Below are 17,321 nucleotides of genomic sequence, written 5' to 3' on the forward strand. Positions count from 1 at the left end.
CCATCCCGACAGGGTGAGGCATCGGTACGCCCGCGACTATCAGGGCAACCCCTTATGCGACCGCTCCTCCTTCGCGGCGGCGTAAGGGGAATTCCGAATACTCCCCGCGGCGCTGCGGTGCCACTAACTCAACCAGCCATCCGGACAGCCAGGGACTCGCAGCATGATGGACGTTCAGGAACCCGCACAGAGTTCGGATCCGGTCGCCGTTCGCGCACGCAGCAACGCATCGGTTCATCGCAGATGGCGCGCGCCGCTGCCGCCGTTGACGCGTCGCAAAATGGTTATGGTTAACCGCTAGAATCGCAGGGTTGATGTGCTAGGGTCTTTCCATCGGTACGCGATAGATCGAAGCAGCGCGGGGACGGCGCCATGGTTCTCGTAACGACGACCCAACAGGTTCTGGCGATCGCCGACGCTCTCGAGCGCGCGGCCGTCAGGCGGTACGAGGCGCTGGGCGCCTGCATGCGTCGCGTGGGGCATGCGGAACTGGCCCGCATCTTCGAGGCTCTGGCGCAGGAAGAGCGGCAGCATGTCGAGAGCGTCGAGCACTTGATGCAGACCTCGGCATCGTCCGGATCGACCGGCGACATCGCCGGCCTCGCGCTGCCGGAGACCTTCGAGATCGGCGACGCGGCCGTTGCCGCGCGGTTGACGCCATACACGGCGCTGAGCATTGCCGTCCGCGGCGAGGAACAGGCCTTCTCCTTCTGGACCTATGTGGCCAGCGAGGCGGCCAACGGTGAGGTTCGCGGCCAGGCCGAGGCGATGGCGCGACAGGAGCTGGTCCATGCCGCGAAGCTCCGCCACGCGCGTCGACAAGCGTATCATGCGGAGCGGCAGGGTCGGCAACCGGAAGCCACCGATGCGCTCGACGACGGCGCCATGCAGAGCTTCGTCGCACGCCAGGAGCGCGAGACCGCGGCCGCGCTGCGCGCAGCTACCCAGCCGCTCGAAGGCCAGGTCGATCCCCGCCTGTTGCAACAAATCCGCGGCTTTGCCGCGAGCATCTCCGCCTCGGCCGACGAGGCGGCGATGGGATCCGCTGCGCTCATCCAGCGCGCCGCTGCGGTGGGTCCGGTAGGCATCCTGTTCGAGGCTGCCGGAAGCGTGGAGAAGCTGATCGAGCAATATCTGGTCCTGCTGCGGCGGAGCGAGCATGCGCGCGGACAGGAAGAGGTGAGCGGTCGCTGTGAGAAGGCGACGGCGATGGTCGCCGCCCTGAACGACTGTCTCTATGCCCTGGAGCCAAGCTTGACCGAGCTCGCGCATCAGGCGCCTTCCGTCCGCCAAATGGAGGCGCGTCCATGATGATCGCGCGTGTCCTGCTGGCGATGCTCATCGCGCTGCTGTTCGCGGGATCCGCGGCGGCAGAGAGTCGCCTGCAGGAGTTCCTCGGCAAGGTGCAACCCTCGGAGCTGGTGGAGGGGGCCGATCGCTTCGGCCCGGTCGAAGGGACGCCGGCGACCGCGCCGATCTTCAAGGGCAACCAGCTGCTCGGCTTCGTCTATCTCAACTCGGATATCGTCGATTCGACCGGCTATTCGGGCAAGCCGATCCGGATCCTGGTGGCGCTGGACCCGAGCGGCAAGATCCTCGGCGGGAAGCTCGTCGAGCATCACGAGCCGATCGTGCTGGTCGGCATTCCCGAGGCGAAGATCCGCGCGGTGATCGACCACTTCCGGGGTACCGACGTGCACGCGGCTGCCGCCGGCGGCACCGGCGTGCAAGCGCCCGACATCGTCAGCGGCGCGACAGTGACGGTCCTGGTCATCGGCGACAGCATCATTCGCTCGGCCATCAAGGTCGTGCAGGCCAAGGGCCTCGGCACCGCCGCCGGGGCGGCGGCTGCGTCCGCGCCGCCGGAGATCGTGACGATCGATCCCGACAAGAATGCAATCGAAGACTGGCAGACCTTGGTCGGCGACGGGTCGGTCCGGCGCCTGCGGATCTCGATCGGCGACATCAACAAGGCCTATCAGGAATCCGGCAACGCCGAAGCCGCCGGCCGGCCCGAACCGGGCAACCCCGATGCCACCTTCATCGATCTCTACGTCGCGCCGGCCACGATTCCCACCGTGGGACGCAGCCTGCTGGGCGATGCCGCCTATACGCAGATGATGCAAAGCCTTGCACCGGGCCAGCAGGCGATCCTGGTGATGGGCGAAGGCCGCTATTCCTTCAAGGGATCGGGCTATGTCCGTGGCGGCATCTTCGATCGCATCGAGGTCGTCCAGGACCTCGAGAGCGTCCGCTTTCACGACAAGAACCATACCCGGATCGGCGCGATTGCCGCGGCCGGCGCGCCGGCCTTCAAGGAAATCGGCCTGTTCGCGATCCCGGCCAAGACGCAATTCGATCCCGCCAAGCCCTGGCAGCTGAAGCTGCTGGTGCAGCGCGCCACCGGCGCGCTGCAGAAGGCGTTCCTGATGTTCGACCTGCGCTACCTGCCGCCGGAGAAATACCTGAAGCGCAGCCAGGCGCCGGTCGTCGTCGCCGAGACGCCGGCCAATCCGGAAGCGCCCGCGCCGGCCGCAGAGGGCGCGCCGCCCGCACCATCCGCGGCGCCGGCGCTCACCGGCGAGACTCCCCTCTGGCAGCGGATCTGGACGCAGCGCTGGCTGCAGGTCGGCGTGCTGCTGGTCGCCATCGGTGTCTTGACCGCGATCTTCTTCTTCCAGGACTGGCTGGTGCGCCGTCCGAAACTCTTCGCCAAGGTGCGCACCGGCTTCCTGCTGTTCACCCTGGTCTGGCTCGGCTGGATGGTCCACGCCCAGCCGTCTGTGGTCAACGTCCTCACCTTCGCCAACGCGCTCATCACGGAGTTCAAGTGGGACTATTTCCTGATGGACCCGCTGCTGTTCATCCTGTGGTGCAGCATCGCCGGGGCGCTGCTGTTCTGGGGACGCGGGCCGTTCTGCGGCTGGCTCTGTCCGTTCGGCGCGCTGCAGGAGCTGACCAACAAGGTGGCGCGCCGCTTGAAGGTGCCGCAGATCAGCGTGCCTTGGGCCGTCCATGAGCGGCTATGGCCGATCAAATACCTGATCTTCCTCGGCCTGTTCGGCGTCTCGCTCTATTCGCTGACGCTCGGCGAGCAGCTTTCCGAGGTCGAGCCGTTCAAGACGGCGATCGTGCTGCGCTTCATGCGCGACTGGCCCTTCGTGCTGTTCGCCGTGGCGCTGGTCGGCGCCGGGCTCTTCATCGAGCGCTTCTTCTGCCGCTACCTGTGTCCGCTTGGCGGCGCGCTGGCGATTCCCGGGCGGATGCGCATGTTCGATTGGCTGAAGCGCTACCGCGAATGCGGCAATCCCTGCCAGCGCTGCGCCATCGAATGTCCGGTTCAGGCGATCCGGCCGGAAGGCCAGATCAACGTCAACGAATGCATCTACTGCATGCACTGCCAGCTGCTTTACTGGGACGATCACAAATGCCCGGTGATGATCCAGCGCCGCCTGAAGCGCGAGAAGCGTTTGGCGACGACCTCTCCATCCATGTTGCCCGCGAACGCGGGAAAGGCCAGCCCAAGTCGAAAAACGGAGGTGACACCATGACTGAACGCAACGACGACCAACCGAAATTCACCCGAAGGAACATGCTCACCGGTCCGGCGCGGCTCGCCGCGCTCGCGGGAGTCGGCGGCCTGGCTGGCGGAACCGCGCTGGGAACCCTCGGCCATGGCTTCTCTCGACCCGCATCCGCGCAGGAGGGCGGGCAGAGTGCAAATGTCGAGCCGGGCCAGCTCGACGAGTACTACGTGTTCTTCAGCTCCGGACAGAGCGGAGAGCTGCGCATCATCGGCCTGCCGTCCATGCGCGAGCTGATGCGCGTGCCGGTCTTCAACCGCTGCAGCGCCACCGGCTGGGGCCTGACCAACGAAAGCCGGAAGATCCTGACCGAAGGCCTGCTGCCGGAGACCGTGGAATTCCTGAAGAACCGCGGCGGGACCTACGTCAACGGCGATCTCCATCACCCGCATATGAGCTTCACCGACGGCACCTATGACGGCCGCTATATCTTCGTCAACGACAAGGCGAATACCCGCGTCGCGCGGATCCGCTGCGATGTGATGAAGGTTGACAAGATCATTCAGCTGCCGAACCAGTCCACAGTGCACGGCCTCCGAGTGCAGAAATACCCGAAAACCGGCTACGTCTTCTGCAACGGCGAGGATCGGGTGCCGATTCCGAACGACGGCAAGATCCTGGACGATCCCAAGCAGTATCATTCGATGTTCTCGGCGGTCGACGGCGAGACCATGAAGGTCGCCTGGCAGGTGATCGTCACCGGCAACCTCGACAATGTCGATGCCGACTACCAGGGCAAGTACTGCTTCGCCACCTGCTACAATTCCGAGGAAGGCGTAACGCTCGCCGAGATGACGGCCAAGGAGCAAGACTGGATCGTGGTCTTCAACCTGAAGCGCATCGAGGAAGCGGTGAAGAAGGGCGACTTCAAGGAGATGGGCGGCGTGCCGGTGCTCGACGGCCAGCAGGGTTCGCCCTATACCCGCTACATCCCGGTCCCCAACAATCCGCACGGCATCAACACCGCGCCGGACGGGCAGCATGTCGTCATCAACGGCAAGCTCTCGCCCACCGTCTCGATCATGGACGTGACCAAGCTCGACGATCTGTTCGACGACAAGATCCAGCCGCGGGACGTGATCGTCGGCGAGCCGGAACTCGGCCTCGGGCCTCTCCACACCGCCTATGACGGCCGCGGCAACGCCTACACCACGCTGTTCCTGGACAGCCAGATCTGCAAATGGAACATCGAGAAGGCCAAGCAGGCCTATGCCGGGCAGAAGGTGGATCCCATCATCCAGAAGCTCGACGTCCACTACCAGCCCGGCCACAACCACTCGTCCATGGGTCAGACCAAGGAGGCGGACGGCAAATGGCTGATCAGCCTCAACAAGTTCTCCAAGGACCGCTTCCTGAACGTCGGCCCGCTGAAGCCGGAGAACGACCAGCTGATCGATATTTCCGGCGACGAGATGAAGCTGGTGCATGACGGGCCGAGCTTCGCCGAGCCGCACGACGCCACGATCGTGCACCGCTCGAAGGTCAACCCCATTCACATCTGGAAGCGGGACGACCCGATGTGGGAGGAGGCCCGGAACCAGGCCAAGAAGGACAACATCGACCTCGATACCGCGGCCGACGTGGTCCGCGACGGCAACAAGGTGCGGGTCTACATGTACTCGATCGCGCCGACCTTCAGCCTGGAGAACTTCACCGTCAAGCAGGGCGATGAAGTGACGGTCTACGTCACCAACATGGACGACGTGGAGGACCTGACGCACGGCTTTACCATCAACAACTATGGCATCGCCATGGAGATCGGGCCGCAGGCGACCTCGTCGGTGACCTTCACCGCCGACAAGGCCGGCGTCTACTGGTACTACTGCCAGTGGTTCTGCCACGCCATGCATATGGAGATGCAGGGTCGCATGTTCGTCGAGCCGAAGACCGCCTGAGCATGACGGGAAGGGCGTACCTGCGTGGCGTCATCCCGGCGGCGGTCGTTGCCGCCGGGGTGGCCTGCGCCTCGATCGCCGCGGCGGGCACGGTCGAGATCGCACCTGGCGCTTCGCTCCAGGCTGCGATCGACCGGGCCGCGCCGGGCGACGTGCTTCGCCTGGGACCGGGCGAGTACAAAGGTCCAGTCACCATCGCCAAGCCCCTGACCTTGGAAGGCGCGGCGGGAACGACCATCGCGGGCAACGGCACCGGCAAGGTGCTGGTCGCCGACGCGCCGGGGATCGTCCTGCGCAATCTCGAAGTGCGCGGCTCCGGATCGCGGCTCGACGAGCAGGATTCGGGAATCTTTCTGACGCGCAACGCGACGGGCGCGCTGGTGGAGCACAACCGGATCATCGGCAATCTGGTCGGAGTCTACGTGCTGGGCGCGGGCGATAGCGTCGTCCGCGGCAATGTGATCGAAGGGCGCCAGAACCTGCACATGAACGAGGACGGCAACGGTATCAATATCTGGAACGCTCCCGGCGCCCAGGTGCTCGGCAACGACATCCGCTACGGCCGGGACGGCATCTATGTGATCTCGAGTCGGAATAATTTGTTCCGGGGCAACCGGATGCGGGACCTGCGCTATGCGGTCCACTACATGTACACCAACGACAGCGAGGTCTCCGGCAATCTCTCGCTCGGCAACCATGCGGGCTTCGTCATCATGTATTCGGACCGCCTGAAGGTCGCCGGCAACCTCAGCCTCGGCGACCGCGACAAGGGCCTGTTCCTCAACACCGCCAACAGCTCGGACATCGGCGAGAACACGGTGCGGCCCGGCCCGGAGAAATGCGTGTTCATCTATGCGGCGAACAAGAACTGGTTCCACGACAACTGGTTCGAGGGTTGCGACATCGGGATCCACTTCACCGCCGGCTCGGAGCGCAATCGCATCGCCGGCAATGCCTTCGTCGGCAACAGGACCCAGGTGAAGTATGTCGGGACGCGGGTGCTCGACTGGTCCGACAAGGGCCACGGCAACTATTGGAGCGACAATCCGGCCTTCGACCTCAACGGCGACGGGGTCGCCGACACCGCCTACAAGCCGAACGACATGGTGGACGAGATTCTTTGGGTCAACCCGAATGCCAAGATGTTGCTAAACAGCCCCGCCGTGCAGGTGGTGCGCTGGGCCCAGGCCCAGTTTCCGGCGCTCTATCCCGGCGGCGTCGTGGACAGTGCGCCGCTGATGGCGCCGCCCCGCATCACGGCGCCGATCTGGGCGGGAGACGCGCGATGAGCGCCATCGAGCTCAAGTCGGTGCGCAAGCAGTATGGACCGTCGGTGGCGGTCGAGGATGTCAGCCTGGACCTGCCCGAGGGGCAGACGGTGGCGCTGGTCGGCCATAACGGCGCCGGCAAGACGACGCTGTTCAAGCTGATGCTGGGCCTGGTTCGCCCGACCGCGGGCGTGGTCCGCGTGCTCGGCGAGGATCCCGGCACCGCCGCCGGGCGCGATGCGCGGATGAACATCGGCTACCTGCCGGAGCATGTCGTGTTTTCGGGTGCGCTGACCGGCCGGGAGATGCTGCGCTTCTACGCGTCGCTGAAGGGCCGCTCGGCGCGCGAATGCGACGCCTTGCTGGAGCAGGTCGGCCTCGGCGCGGCGCGGAACAAGCGGGTCAACACCTATTCGAAAGGCATGCGCCAGCGTCTGGGCCTCGCCCAGGCCCTGCTGGGCGAGCCGCGGCTGCTGTTCCTCGACGAGCCGACGACCGGCCTCGATCCCCTGGTCAGGCAGGGTTTCTACGATCTGGTCGGCGAACTGCGCGGTCGCGGCGTCACGGCGCTGCTCTCCTCGCATGCCTTGAGCGAACTCGAGGCGCGGATCGACCATGTCGTCATCCTGCACCACGGCAAGGTCCTGGTTTCGGGGACCCTGGATGCGCTGCGGCAGCTGGCGGGCCTGCCGATCCAGGTCGAGCTGGCCGTGACCGAAGCCTTCGACGCGCAGGATCTCGCGCGGCTCGACGGCCTTACGATCGCCGGCGGCGGCTTGAACGGCCACCGCTCGCTGGTCTGTGCCGCGGAGCACAAGCTGGAATTGCTGCGCCGAGTCGCGGCCATGCCGCAGGTGACCGACATTTCCATCGTCGAGCCGAGCCTGGACCAGATCTATGCGCATTTCCTGAATGACCAGGAGAGCCGGGCATGAGGGCCATCCGCGCCATCGCCAAGAAGGAGATTCTCGACGGCATCCGTAACCGCTGGATCGTGGCGACGACGCTGCTGCTCGCGGCGCTGGCCTTGACCCTGACCTTCCTCGGCAGCGCGCCCACCGGCACGGTCGGCGCCAGCCCGCTGGCGGTCACCCTGGTCAGCCTCTCCAGTCTCTCCATCCTGCTGCTGCCGTTGATCGCGCTGCTGCTCTCCTATGACGCGATCTGCGGCGAGTTCGAGCGCGGCACGATGCTGCTGCTGCTGAGCTATCCGGTCTCGCGCTCCAATCTGATCCTCGGCAAGTTCGTCGGGCATCTTTCGATCCTCGGCTTCGCGACCGTGATCGGCTACGGCTCGGCGGCGATCGCCCTCGGCGCCACCGGCGCGGACCTTTCGGGCTGGCAGTCCTTCCTGTCCATGATCGGCAGCTCGGTGCTGCTCGGCTCGGCCTTCCTGGCCTTGGGCTATCTGGTCAGCGCCTCGGTCGCGGATCGCGGGGCGGCCGGGGGCTTGGCGATCGGCATCTGGCTGCTCTTCGTCCTCATCTACGACATGGCGCTGCTCGGGCTGCTGGTGGTCGACCAGGGCAAGGTGATCACGGCGCCGGTGCTGAATGCGCTGCTGCTGTTCAACCCGGCCGACGCCTATCGCGTCCTCAACCTCACCGGCATCGGCGGCGTCAGCCAGTTCACCGGCATGGCCGGCGTCAGCCAGGACGCGGCACTGCCCGCGGCCGGCCTGCTGCTGGCCTTGCTGCTCTGGACCCTGGTGCCTCTGGCCATCACCACGTTCGTCTTGCGAAGGAGGCAAGTATGAGAGCCTTCCGGAAACTGGCGCTCGCCGCGCTGCTGATCCTGGCGGCCTGCTCGAAGCAGGAAGAGGCGATCCCGGCGCCGCATGCGATGGCGGCGGACGCCACCGGCTATTACTGCGGCATGCTCCTGACCGAGCATGGCGGCCCGAAGGGCCAGATCCTGCTGCGCGGCACCGACACGCCGGTCTGGTTCACCTCGGTCAGGGACACCATCAACTTCCTGCGCCTGCCGGAGGAACCCAAGGATATCGGCGCGATCTATGTCAGCGACATGGCCAAGGCGCCGAGCTGGGACGACCCGGGCGGCGAGAATTGGATCGCGGCCAGCGACGCGGTCTATGTCGTCGGCAGCGACCGGCAGGGGGCGATGGGCGGGGCGGAGGCGGTGCCGTTCGGCGCCAAGGACGCGGCCGCGGCATTCGCGTCGGCGCATGGCGGCAAGGTCGTGAGCTTCGAGGAGGCGAGAGCCGCCTTGGCTGAAACCTTAAACCAATAGAGGGCGCCATGCGATCGAAGGTCAATCGCCGCCGCTTCATCCGCATCGCCGCCGCCACCGCCTCCTGCGGCTTGGCCGGCGCGGGCGCCCGCGCTCTTGCAGCCGAGCCGGCCGCGGCGAGCTGGCGCGGCATCGCCATGGGCAGTCTCGCCAGCATCGAGGTCCGGCATTCGGATCCGGCCCGGGCGCAGGCGCTGGTGGCCGCCGCGATCGAGGAGCTGGAGCGGCTCGAATCGATCATGAGCCTCTATCGCCCGCAATCCGCGCTCTCCGCGCTCAACCGCGATGGCATCTTGCGCGATCCGCCGCTCGATCTGGTCCGGATTTTGACCGAGGCGCAGCGTTTCGGCCGCTTGAGCGAAGGCAGGTTCGACGTGACCGTCCAGCCGCTTTGGACCGTCTATGCAGACCATTTCCGGCAACCTGGCGCCGACCCCAAGGGACCCGCGGCGGACCTGATCCGCAAAGCCGCGGCGCGCGTCGACTACCGGGCGATCGATCTCGATCCCGATGAGATCCGCTTCGCCCGCCCCGGCATGCAGGTGACCTTGAACGGCATCGCCCAGGGCTACATCACCGATCGGATCGCCGACTTCTTCCGTGGCGAGGGGTTGGACCATGCCTTGGTGGACCTCGGCGAGATCTTCGCGGTCGGCGGGCGCGACAGCGGTCGTCCCTGGACCGCCGGCATCGAGAATCCGCTGAACCGGGACGCACTTCTCGCCGACGTGCCGCTGGTCGATGCCGCGCTGGCGACCTCGGGCGGCTATGGCTTCCGCTTCGACCCGGCGGGACATTTCCACCACATCTTCGACCCCGCGACCGGTGCCTGTCCGCAGCGCTACGCGAGCGTCTCCGTCGTCGCCGGCAACGCGACCGCCGCCGACGCGCTGGCGACCGCCGCGACCCTGCTGGCCCCGGATGCGCTCGAGCGGATGCTGCGGCAAGCCGGTGCCGCGCGTGCGTTGATCGTCGATGCCGAGGGCCGGCAGCGCTGGCTGGCGGCCTGAAGATCAGGACGCCGTTATCAGGCTCATTTCGATCCGCGCCGTCGGCGACATCTCGCGCAAGCCCGCGACCAGCTTGTCGCCGGCTTCCTGGAGTGCGGCGACCGGCATCGGCGCGAGGCTCTCCAGGATGAACCACATCCGCCGTGCATCCGGGGCGAGCCGGGTGCGAACGCCTTGCCGCCAGTTCCAGCGGCGACAGGTGACGCCTTGGACGTCGCGCCAGACCACCTCGCCCGGTTCGGGCGCTTCGACGGCGGGCATGCCATCCTTCATCGTGTCGAAGGCTTCCGATCCGTCGGCAATGGTGAGTCGCGGCGGTCCGGCGTAAGCGTCGAGATTCTCGCCGCCCACCGGGATCGCGTATTGCAGGCTGATCGCGTTGTAGAGATCGACCACCGGATTGACGCGCGGCAGCGCGTTGTCGCGCAGGAAGCGCTTGCGCAAGGCTTCGGCGGAGCAGGGAGTGCGTTGCGGCTTGGCGCCGAACTTCTGGAAGGCCTGAGCCCAGGCGGCCAGGTGTGCCGGCCCCCAGCTTGGCTCGTTCCGGGCGACGGCATCGTAGGCCTCCTGCAACGCCTGATCCGCCACGCCGTCGCGCAGCTTTTCGCCGACCTCCATGACGATGCTGACGGCCTTGAAATCCGGTGCGAGGCTTGCCACGCGCGGGTCGATGCTGGGTGTCATGTTCAGGCTCATGTTCGATGTTAGCGATGGATAACGACAAGCCAGGTCCCGGCGACCGCCAGCCCCAGTCCCAGGATCTGCCACGCGTTCAGGCTTTCGCGGAACAGCAGAAGCCCGGTGACGGCCAGCAGCACCACCGTCGCCGTGCTGGCGACGCTGAAGGCAAGGCCGACCGACCAGCCTTGGCGATAGACAAGCAGATAGCCGATCTCGATCCCGACGACCGAGGCCGCCAGCAGCACGACCGGCCAGCTCAACAGCGGCTTCAGGTCGCTCATGGCCAGCGGTCTGGCCCCGACCGTGGCAAGGCCGAGGCAGGAGACGGTGGCGATGGCATAGACCACCGCCAGCAGCAGGAACGGCCTGGTCCCGGCGGGCAGGGCCTTCTGCGCGAAATGATAGAGGACCTGCGACAGGATCGCGATCGTGATGCTCAGCGTGTACATAGGCGGCTTCTATGCTCTGGGCGCGTCATGCTTTCGGCGCGGTCTCGTAGACCACCATCGAGAAGCGAACCTTCTTCTTGCCGTGGCAGACATAGGCGTGGGCGCAGTCGGTCCGCGCCACCGCCGAGGATCCGGCGCCCACCAGATGGCTGCGGCCATCGACCTCCAGCGCCAAGGTGCCTTCGATGACGTGGAGCAGCTCCTGCGTGCCGGCGGGATGAGGCCGGGCCTCGAACCGCTCTCCGGGCAACAGGCTCCAGTCCCAGAGCTCCAGCATGTCCGGCCCCTCCGACCCCACCAGCAGGGTCGCCGTGCCGCCCTTGGGTCCCTGCCAGAGCACCGGCGCGGTGCCCGGCGCTATGATCCGGACCGACCGATTGGGACCATCCTCGGCGCTCACCAGGTCGGCGACGGAGACGCGCAGCGCGGCCGCCAGCTTGCACAAGGTCGAGATGCTGGGGTTGGCGCGGCCCTGCTCGATCTGAACCAGCATGCCCTTGCTGATGTCGCTGCGGGCCGCCAGCTCGTCGAAGGTGAGCTGGCTGCCTTTGCGCAAGGCGCCGACCCGGCGCGCGATCGCCTCGTTCATGGCATCGCCGGTTTCGCAGGGCTGGGGCTCGACTTGGGTCAAGATCTCGCCTAGTCATTATATTGACTGATTGGGTCAATATAATTATGGTCGCCGGCGACTGTCAACGGCCCAGGGAGTGATCATGTACGTTCCGGCGCATTTCGAAGCACCCCGTGCCGAGGTGCTGCACGATCTCATCGAAAAGGCCCCGCTCGGCATCCTGTTCACCAACGGGCGGAGCGGAATGGACGCCAACCACATCCCGTTTCATCTGAGCCGGGACGAGGGCCCGTCCGGCACCCTGCATTGCCACGTCGCGCGCGCCAACCCGGTCTGGCAGGACATCGCCACGGGCGATGCGGTGCTGGTCGTGTTCCGGGCGGCCGACGCCTACATCTCGCCCAACTGGTATCCGAGCAAGCGGGAAACCAAGAAACAGGTGCCGACCTGGAATTATCTGGTCGCGCACGCCCACGGACGCGCGACCATTCGCGATGACGAGCGCTATGTGCGCGGCGTGATCGCCCGGCTGACCAAGACCCATGAAGCCCCGCAAGCCAATCCGTGGAAGATGAGCGACAGCCCCCGGGAATTCATCGACATGATGGCGAAGAACATCGTCGGCATCGAAGTCGAGATCACCAGGCTGGTCGGCAAGCTCAAGCTCAGCCAGAACAAGGAGGCGCGCGATATCCTCGAAGCCGGCGAGACCCTGAAACGCCGCGGCCACGCCGAGATCGGCGACGCGATGCTCGCCTTCGGCACGGAGAAGTCCAGGTCGTGAGAGCCGCCTGGATTGCCGGCGGAGCCGATGGTGAACCCGCCCCCCTGCTTTCGTTCAGGTTCTTTGAGCGAGATCAAGGGTAAGGGTTGGATCCCTTCGTTAAGATAGTGCCGAACCGTACGCAATACTGACGGATGGCACCAATGCGACTCCTAAGTCAGCTGCTTATTGCACTGTGCTTGATTGTCGCCACGGCCTCCGCCGCTCTGGCCAGTTCCGTGTCGCTGTCTATTGCGTTCTTCGCGACAGATTTCGAGAGCGTGAACGGCGCCTCCCGCGCCCCCGTCTCTCCCGTTACAGGGACGTTCCATGTGACGTTCGATCCTGCGCAGGCGTATCACGACGAGACGAACGGTATAGATGCGACCGCACTCAATATTAGCGTCGGGAGTCCGCTCGCATTCGACTACAATGTCCTTTCTCATGCACTCATCATCGGTGGCCTGAATGCGACGACAAGAGGGGTTGCCTATGGCACCGATGACTTCATCTTCGAGGTCCTCTTATACCCGCCGCATTACGCCTTCCATTTCATGTACAGCACCGCATCAACTGAAGACTCCTTCTATCCGAACCGGCTGCATGGAAGTGTCACCCAAACTCCGATCCCTGCCGCACTGCCGCTGTTCGCGTCGGCTCTCGGTGTGCTCTGTATTGTCGGCTGGCATCGCAAGCAATTTTGCTTCTCCTGTCCGAGGAATCGGACAGTGGCATGGTGGCCAGTTTTTTTCTGAACAAGCATCGAACCGACTGCACGGATTCAGGTGCCGGTTCCTGCCGTGTTCTGCCGGATAGAGCCGGAAAAGCGAACGCCGCTGACGTGATGAAACCCGCATAAAATAAGGGGGCCGATGGTGGGTGCGACAGGGATTGAACCTGTGACCCCTACCGTGTGAAGGTAGTGCTCTCCCGCTGAGCTACGCACCCGGGACCGACCGCGCTCTCCCGCGAGCAACAACCGGGGAGGCGAGTGGAAGGCGGGTTGTTTAACCGCCACGCTTCCGCCTGTCAAACGGTCCGGGGCAAACCAGCCCGCAGCCGGTCAAAGCCGTGTGAGCCGCGCGGCAAAGGAACGCCCCGGCCCAGGCGGCGGTTGACCGTCAGCCTGTCGGCAGCCCAAATGTTCAGTATTCCTTGCGGGGCCCGGTGCCGCACCGGTCCGGATGGCTTTTCCAAAGGACTTTCAATGGCTTGGATCTTTCGTCGAGTCGCCTGTCTGGCCCTGGCCCTGGCCGCTCTGCCGCTCAGCGGCGCGGCGGCGAAACCGGTCACCCTGACCTATCTCGGCTATCTCGCCGGCTTCCCGGTCCTGCAGATGACTGCCCAGGCCGACCTGCCGGTCGGCGCCAACGGTGCGGTCACCGACGGGGTCTATGGTCTCAACGCCAATATCGTCACCCAGGGGTCGCTGGCGACGCTCTATCCCTACCGGATGACGGTCTCGGCCAACGGCCGGATGGCGGTGGCGCAGGCCAAGCCGACCCAGTTCCATTCCGAAGGCCAGATCCTGTCGAAGACCGAGAGCGTGACGCTGACCTATCTCAAGAACGGCAAGGTCGACATCAAGGCCGTGCCGCTCACCCGCCAGGCGCAGCAGGCCGCCGCGCAAGGGACCGCCGACGGCACGATCGATCCGGCGAGCCTGGTCCTCGCGGTCATCGCCAACTACGCGCAGAGGGACACCTGCACCGCGCGCTACCAGCTGTTCGACGGCGTGCGACGTTACGATCTCAGCGTGACGGAGGTCGGCGCCGGCAATGTGCAGATGTACAAGCGGTCCTACTATCAGGGTCCGGCCACCGCCTGCCAGGCGACGCCGCAGCTGATCCAGGGCTTCTCCCAGATGGCGGTGCAATCCCAGCTCTATCCGGAATCGGCCAAGATCTGGATCGCCAACGCCGTGCCGGGCATGCCCGCCGTGCCGGTCCGCATCTACACCCAGAATGCCCTGGGCGAGATGGTGTTCGACCTGATCGGCGTGCAGTAGCCCGGAAGCTTCAGGCGTTCGCGACGCGGCGGCGGCGCAGCCAGCGGAAGCCGCCGAGGCTGCCGAGGCCGGTCCCGAACATCAACATGGCCGCGGGGATCGGCGTGGTCGCGATCGGCGCCGCGGCGAAGCTGCCCGAGAAGGTGAACCCGTCGAACCGCTCCACGCCCGGCGCGGTGAGCAGGGTCACGTAAGCCTGAAGGATGTACTTGCCGGGATTGAGCAGGATATCCGGCGCGGTTAGGCTGACGATGGCGGTCGGTGAGACGTAGAGCGAAGGATGGCTGCACGAACCGGAGGTGCAATCCAGCACGCTCAGTTCGAGGACGAGTTCCGGGCTACCGTTGTACTGGTCGTCCTGCAGCGTGAAATTCACCAGTTTCGTCGGCGCGGCGAGGTCGATCGGCAGGACGGTGTAGGTGTTCACAATGCCGGTGCCGTCGATCGCGCCGAGCAGCGAGAAGCTGTCACCCGCCTGATAGGGCGTGTAGGTAATGGCAAAGGACTTGCCCGGCAGGCAGCCCGCAGCCAAGGCCAGTCCCGCGACCAACGCGAACACGAACCGCTTCATGTGATCCCCCGAAGAGCGACGTTGTCTTGCCGTCTGTATGCGGCGGATCTTGCGCATGCGCAAGCAGCGACGCGGTTAATCCAGTCCAGATGCGAACCGATCCGCGCTTCCTGACAAAATCCTGACGATTCAGAGCCGCGCGAGCGCCGCGGGCAGCTCACTGAAACGCGTGAGCTTCACGTCCGCGTCTTCCGCCGGATTGCCGTAGTCGGACGGGATCAGGATCGCGGTGACCGAAGCCGCGCGGGCGCACAGCACATCGTTGGCGCTGTCGCCGATCATCACCGCGCTCGAAGCCGCGCCGCCGAGCCCCGCGATCGCCGCCAGCAGTGGCTCGGGATCCGGCTTGCGCTTGGGCAAGGAGTCGCCGCCGATCACCGCGCCGAAGAAACGGTCGAGCTTCAGCGCCCTCAGGATCCGCTGCGTCGGGTCGTAGGGCTTGTTGGTGCAGACCCCCAGCTCGTGCCCCTGCGCCGACAGAAGCTCCAAGGTCGCCTCGACCTCGGGATAGGCGCGGGTCTGGTCGATCAGGCAATCGCGATAGAGCGCCAGGAACCGCTTCAGCGCCGCCGGCCGGTCGGCATCGCCGAGGCCGGAAGCGGCAAGGCCGCGCTCGACCAACACCCCCGCGCCGTCGCCGACCATCGATCGGACGGTGGCTTCGGCCAGGGCCGGCTTGCCCATCTCCGCCAGCAGTCCATTGAGCGCGGTGGCGAGATCCGGCGCGCTGTCCACCAGAGTGCCGTCGAGATCGAAGATCAGGTGCCGGGCACCCGCAATCCTATCGGTCATATTTCCGCCGTCTTCCGCTTCTATCACGGCGGGGGATATGGCATTTTGCCGGGCATCGCAAGGCTCTGGGCCATGCGGTTTCGTCGGGGTCTTCGTCCCAAGGGATTCGAAAGATGGGTGAAATCGCCGCCATCGTGCTGGCAGCGGGGAAGGGCACGCGGATGAAGTCCGCCCTGCCGAAGGTGCTGCACCGGATCGCCGGGCGCAGCATGGTCGGCCATGTGCTGGACAATCTGGCGGCCTTGAAGGTCGCGAAGACCGCGGTGGTGATCGCCCCCGGCATGGATGCGGTCAGCAGGGAAGTGGCGCCGCATGCCGTCACGATCCAGCAGGAGCAGCTCGGCACCGCCGATGCCACCAAGGCTGCCCGGGACGTGATCGGCAAGGTCGACGGCACCGTGCTGGTCCTGTTCGGCGATTCGCCCTTCGTCACCGCCCAGACCATCGGCCGCATGGTGGCGCGCCGTGAAGCAGCGGACCGGCCCGCCGTGGTGGTGCTCGGCATGCGGCCCAAGGATCCCACCGGCTACGGCCGGCTCGTCACCGACGCGGCCGGCAATCTCTCCGCCATCGTCGAGCATCGCGATGCCGACGCGACGCAGCTTGCGATCGGCCTCTGCAATTCCGGCGTCATGGCGATCGACGGCGCCCGGCTCTGGGAGCTGATCGACGCGATCGGCAACAACAACGCGAAGCAGGAATACTACCTTACCGACATCGTCGGCGTGGCGCGCCAGCGCGGCCTCAACGCCGTGGTGGTCGAGGCGCCGGCTGACGAGCTCATCGGCATCAACAGCCGTGCCGAACTGGCCGCGGCCGAAGCGCTCTGCCAGCAGCGCCTGAGGGCGCGCGCCTTCGAAAACGGCGTCACCATGACCGATCCTGCTTCGGTCTTTCTCTGCGCCGACACGCGGCTCGGCCAGGACGTGACCATCGGCCCCAATGTCGTGTTCGGCCCCGGCGTCAGCGTCGCCGACAATGTCGAGATCCGCGCCTTCTGCCATATCGAGGGCGCCGCGATCGAGAGCGGCGCCATCATCGGCCCCTATGCCCGGCTGCGGCCGGGCTCGAAGATTGGCCGCGACGCCCATGTCGGCAATTTCGTCGAGACCAAGAACGCCGTGCTGGGCAAGGGCGCCAAGGCCAATCACCTCACTTATCTCGGCGACGCCGAGGTGGGGGCGAAGGCGAATATCGGCGCCGGCACAATCACCTGCAATTACGACGGTTTCCTCAAGGAGAAGACTGTGATCGGCGAAGGCGCCTTCATCGGCTCCAACTCGTCTCTCGTGGCGCCGGTCACGATCGGCGCCGGCGCCATCGTCGCGGCCGGCAGCGTCATCACCCGCGACGTCGAGCCGGATGCGCTCTCGGTCGCGCGGGGCGCGCAGACGGACAAGCCCGGCTGGGCGGCGAAATTCCGCGCCGCGCGCGAAGCCTTCAAGAAATCCCGAACTTAGAATCCTGGAGCTGATCTGG

The 17,321-nt window shown here is 65.9% G+C and carries 17 protein-coding genes and 1 tRNA gene; 12 read left to right on the forward strand and 6 right to left on the reverse strand.

From position 1 onward, the window contains the following. Positions 1-372 precede the first annotated feature (372 nt). Genes ACYQ4T_RS01635 through ACYQ4T_RS01670 form a run of 8 tightly spaced genes read left to right on the forward strand, consistent with a single transcriptional unit; the run spans position 373 to position 10,007 of the window. On the forward strand, positions 373-1,311 hold the full coding sequence (locus tag ACYQ4T_RS01635) for a ferritin-like domain-containing protein (RefSeq protein ID WP_459850243.1): 939 nt from the start codon (positions 373-375) through the stop codon (positions 1,309-1,311). After that, positions 1,308-3,551, forward strand: coding sequence for a 4Fe-4S binding protein (locus tag ACYQ4T_RS01640; RefSeq protein ID WP_459850245.1), 2,244 nt, complete (start codon positions 1,308-1,310; stop codon positions 3,549-3,551). Before ACYQ4T_RS01635 ends, ACYQ4T_RS01640 begins: the two co-directional genes overlap by 4 nt. After that, positions 3,548-5,479 (forward strand): TAT-dependent nitrous-oxide reductase, encoded by a 1,932-nt coding sequence (gene nosZ / locus ACYQ4T_RS01645; RefSeq protein WP_459850247.1) that lies wholly within the window; start codon positions 3,548-3,550, stop codon positions 5,477-5,479. The genes ACYQ4T_RS01640 and nosZ overlap by 4 nt, the downstream gene beginning before the upstream one ends. A gap of 2 nt (positions 5,480-5,481) precedes the next feature. Further along, entirely contained in the window at positions 5,482-6,768 is a 1,287-nt protein-coding gene (locus ACYQ4T_RS01650; RefSeq protein ID WP_459850249.1) for a nitrous oxide reductase family maturation protein NosD, read from the forward strand. Then, positions 6,765-7,682, forward strand: a complete 918-nt coding sequence (locus tag ACYQ4T_RS01655; protein ID WP_459850251.1) for an ABC transporter ATP-binding protein — start codon at positions 6,765-6,767, stop codon at positions 7,680-7,682. Before ACYQ4T_RS01650 ends, ACYQ4T_RS01655 begins: the two co-directional genes overlap by 4 nt. After that, positions 7,679-8,503 (forward strand): ABC transporter permease subunit, encoded by an 825-nt coding sequence (locus tag ACYQ4T_RS01660; RefSeq protein WP_459850253.1) that lies wholly within the window; start codon positions 7,679-7,681, stop codon positions 8,501-8,503. The genes ACYQ4T_RS01655 and ACYQ4T_RS01660 overlap by 4 nt, the downstream gene beginning before the upstream one ends. Continuing rightward, entirely contained in the window at positions 8,500-8,997 is a 498-nt protein-coding gene (locus tag ACYQ4T_RS01665; RefSeq protein WP_459850255.1) for a nitrous oxide reductase accessory protein NosL, read from the forward strand. Before ACYQ4T_RS01660 ends, ACYQ4T_RS01665 begins: the two co-directional genes overlap by 4 nt. 8 nt (positions 8,998-9,005) lie before the next feature. Then, positions 9,006-10,007, forward strand: coding sequence for an FAD:protein FMN transferase (locus ACYQ4T_RS01670; protein ID WP_459850257.1), 1,002 nt, complete (start codon positions 9,006-9,008; stop codon positions 10,005-10,007). Positions 10,008-10,010: 3 nt separating this feature from the next. On the opposite strand, the gene ACYQ4T_RS01675 is transcribed toward ACYQ4T_RS01670, so the two are convergent. From ACYQ4T_RS01675 to ACYQ4T_RS01685, 3 genes are read right to left on the reverse strand one after another with little or no spacing between them, the layout of a single operon-like run. Beyond that, the gene (locus ACYQ4T_RS01675; RefSeq protein WP_459850259.1) at positions 10,011-10,691 is read right to left on the reverse strand and encodes a B3/B4 domain-containing protein; all 681 of its coding nucleotides are present in this window, start codon (positions 10,689-10,691) and stop codon (positions 10,011-10,013) included. A 20-nt stretch (positions 10,692-10,711) separates the two neighbouring features. After that, positions 10,712-11,137 (reverse strand): EamA family transporter, encoded by a 426-nt coding sequence (locus ACYQ4T_RS01680; RefSeq protein ID WP_459850261.1) that lies wholly within the window; start codon positions 11,135-11,137, stop codon positions 10,712-10,714. Between the two features lie 25 nt (positions 11,138-11,162). After that, on the reverse strand, positions 11,163-11,768 hold the full coding sequence (locus ACYQ4T_RS01685) for a helix-turn-helix domain-containing protein (RefSeq protein WP_459850263.1): 606 nt from the start codon (positions 11,766-11,768) through the stop codon (positions 11,163-11,165). Positions 11,769-11,850: 82 nt separating this feature from the next. Between ACYQ4T_RS01685 and ACYQ4T_RS01690 the strand changes: the two genes are divergently transcribed. Further along, entirely contained in the window at positions 11,851-12,492 is a 642-nt protein-coding gene (locus ACYQ4T_RS01690; RefSeq protein WP_459850265.1) for an FMN-binding negative transcriptional regulator, read from the forward strand. A gap of 143 nt (positions 12,493-12,635) precedes the next feature. Next, positions 12,636-13,226, forward strand: coding sequence for a hypothetical protein (locus ACYQ4T_RS01695; protein WP_459850267.1), 591 nt, complete (start codon positions 12,636-12,638; stop codon positions 13,224-13,226). A 118-nt stretch (positions 13,227-13,344) separates the two neighbouring features. Here ACYQ4T_RS01695 and ACYQ4T_RS01700 read toward each other — a convergent pair. Continuing rightward, positions 13,345-13,419: transfer RNA gene (locus tag ACYQ4T_RS01700), tRNA-Val, on the reverse strand. 259 nt (positions 13,420-13,678) lie between these two features. Between ACYQ4T_RS01700 and ACYQ4T_RS01705 the strand changes: the two genes are divergently transcribed. Continuing rightward, on the forward strand, positions 13,679-14,479 hold the full coding sequence (locus tag ACYQ4T_RS01705) for a DUF3108 domain-containing protein (RefSeq protein ID WP_459850268.1): 801 nt from the start codon (positions 13,679-13,681) through the stop codon (positions 14,477-14,479). A 10-nt stretch (positions 14,480-14,489) separates the two neighbouring features. Here ACYQ4T_RS01705 and ACYQ4T_RS01710 read toward each other — a convergent pair whose 3' ends face one another. Further along, on the reverse strand, positions 14,490-15,050 hold the full coding sequence (locus ACYQ4T_RS01710) for a hypothetical protein (RefSeq protein ID WP_459850269.1): 561 nt from the start codon (positions 15,048-15,050) through the stop codon (positions 14,490-14,492). Positions 15,051-15,179: 129 nt separating this feature from the next. Beyond that, positions 15,180-15,842 (reverse strand): phosphoglycolate phosphatase, encoded by a 663-nt coding sequence (gene gph, locus ACYQ4T_RS01715; protein ID WP_459850271.1) that lies wholly within the window; start codon positions 15,840-15,842, stop codon positions 15,180-15,182. 113 nt (positions 15,843-15,955) lie between these two features. Between gph and glmU the strand changes: the two genes are divergently transcribed. Beyond that, the gene (gene glmU, locus ACYQ4T_RS01720; RefSeq protein WP_459850273.1) at positions 15,956-17,302 is read left to right on the forward strand and encodes a bifunctional UDP-N-acetylglucosamine diphosphorylase/glucosamine-1-phosphate N-acetyltransferase GlmU; all 1,347 of its coding nucleotides are present in this window, start codon (positions 15,956-15,958) and stop codon (positions 17,300-17,302) included. Positions 17,303-17,321: the final 19 nt, after the last annotated feature.

It is taken from the genome of Dongia sp. agr-C8, from assembly GCF_054658695.1.

Coding starts and splice junctions, on each gene's coding strand:
- ACYQ4T_RS01660 (WP_459850253.1), top strand. CDS start 7,679: ATGAGGGCCATCCGCGCCATCGCCAAGAAGGAGATTCTCGACGGCATC.
- ACYQ4T_RS01640 (WP_459850245.1), top strand. CDS start 1,308: ATGATGATCGCGCGTGTCCTGCTGGCGATGCTCATCGCGCTGCTGTTC.
- ACYQ4T_RS01690 (WP_459850265.1), top strand. CDS start 11,851: ATGTACGTTCCGGCGCATTTCGAAGCACCCCGTGCCGAGGTGCTGCAC.
- ACYQ4T_RS01705 (WP_459850268.1), top strand. CDS start 13,679: ATGGCTTGGATCTTTCGTCGAGTCGCCTGTCTGGCCCTGGCCCTGGCC.
- ACYQ4T_RS01650 (WP_459850249.1), top strand. CDS start 5,482: ATGACGGGAAGGGCGTACCTGCGTGGCGTCATCCCGGCGGCGGTCGTT.
- glmU (WP_459850273.1), top strand. CDS start 15,956: ATGGGTGAAATCGCCGCCATCGTGCTGGCAGCGGGGAAGGGCACGCGG.
- ACYQ4T_RS01665 (WP_459850255.1), top strand. CDS start 8,500: ATGAGAGCCTTCCGGAAACTGGCGCTCGCCGCGCTGCTGATCCTGGCG.
- ACYQ4T_RS01710 (WP_459850269.1), bottom strand. CDS start 15,050: ATGAAGCGGTTCGTGTTCGCGTTGGTCGCGGGACTGGCCTTGGCTGCG.
- ACYQ4T_RS01655 (WP_459850251.1), top strand. CDS start 6,765: ATGAGCGCCATCGAGCTCAAGTCGGTGCGCAAGCAGTATGGACCGTCG.
- ACYQ4T_RS01670 (WP_459850257.1), top strand. CDS start 9,006: ATGCGATCGAAGGTCAATCGCCGCCGCTTCATCCGCATCGCCGCCGCC.
- gph (WP_459850271.1), bottom strand. CDS start 15,842: ATGACCGATAGGATTGCGGGTGCCCGGCACCTGATCTTCGATCTCGAC.
- ACYQ4T_RS01635 (WP_459850243.1), top strand. CDS start 373: ATGGTTCTCGTAACGACGACCCAACAGGTTCTGGCGATCGCCGACGCT.
- nosZ (WP_459850247.1), top strand. CDS start 3,548: ATGACTGAACGCAACGACGACCAACCGAAATTCACCCGAAGGAACATG.
- ACYQ4T_RS01680 (WP_459850261.1), bottom strand. CDS start 11,137: ATGTACACGCTGAGCATCACGATCGCGATCCTGTCGCAGGTCCTCTAT.
- ACYQ4T_RS01675 (WP_459850259.1), bottom strand. CDS start 10,691: ATGACACCCAGCATCGACCCGCGCGTGGCAAGCCTCGCACCGGATTTC.
- ACYQ4T_RS01695 (WP_459850267.1), top strand. CDS start 12,636: ATGCGACTCCTAAGTCAGCTGCTTATTGCACTGTGCTTGATTGTCGCC.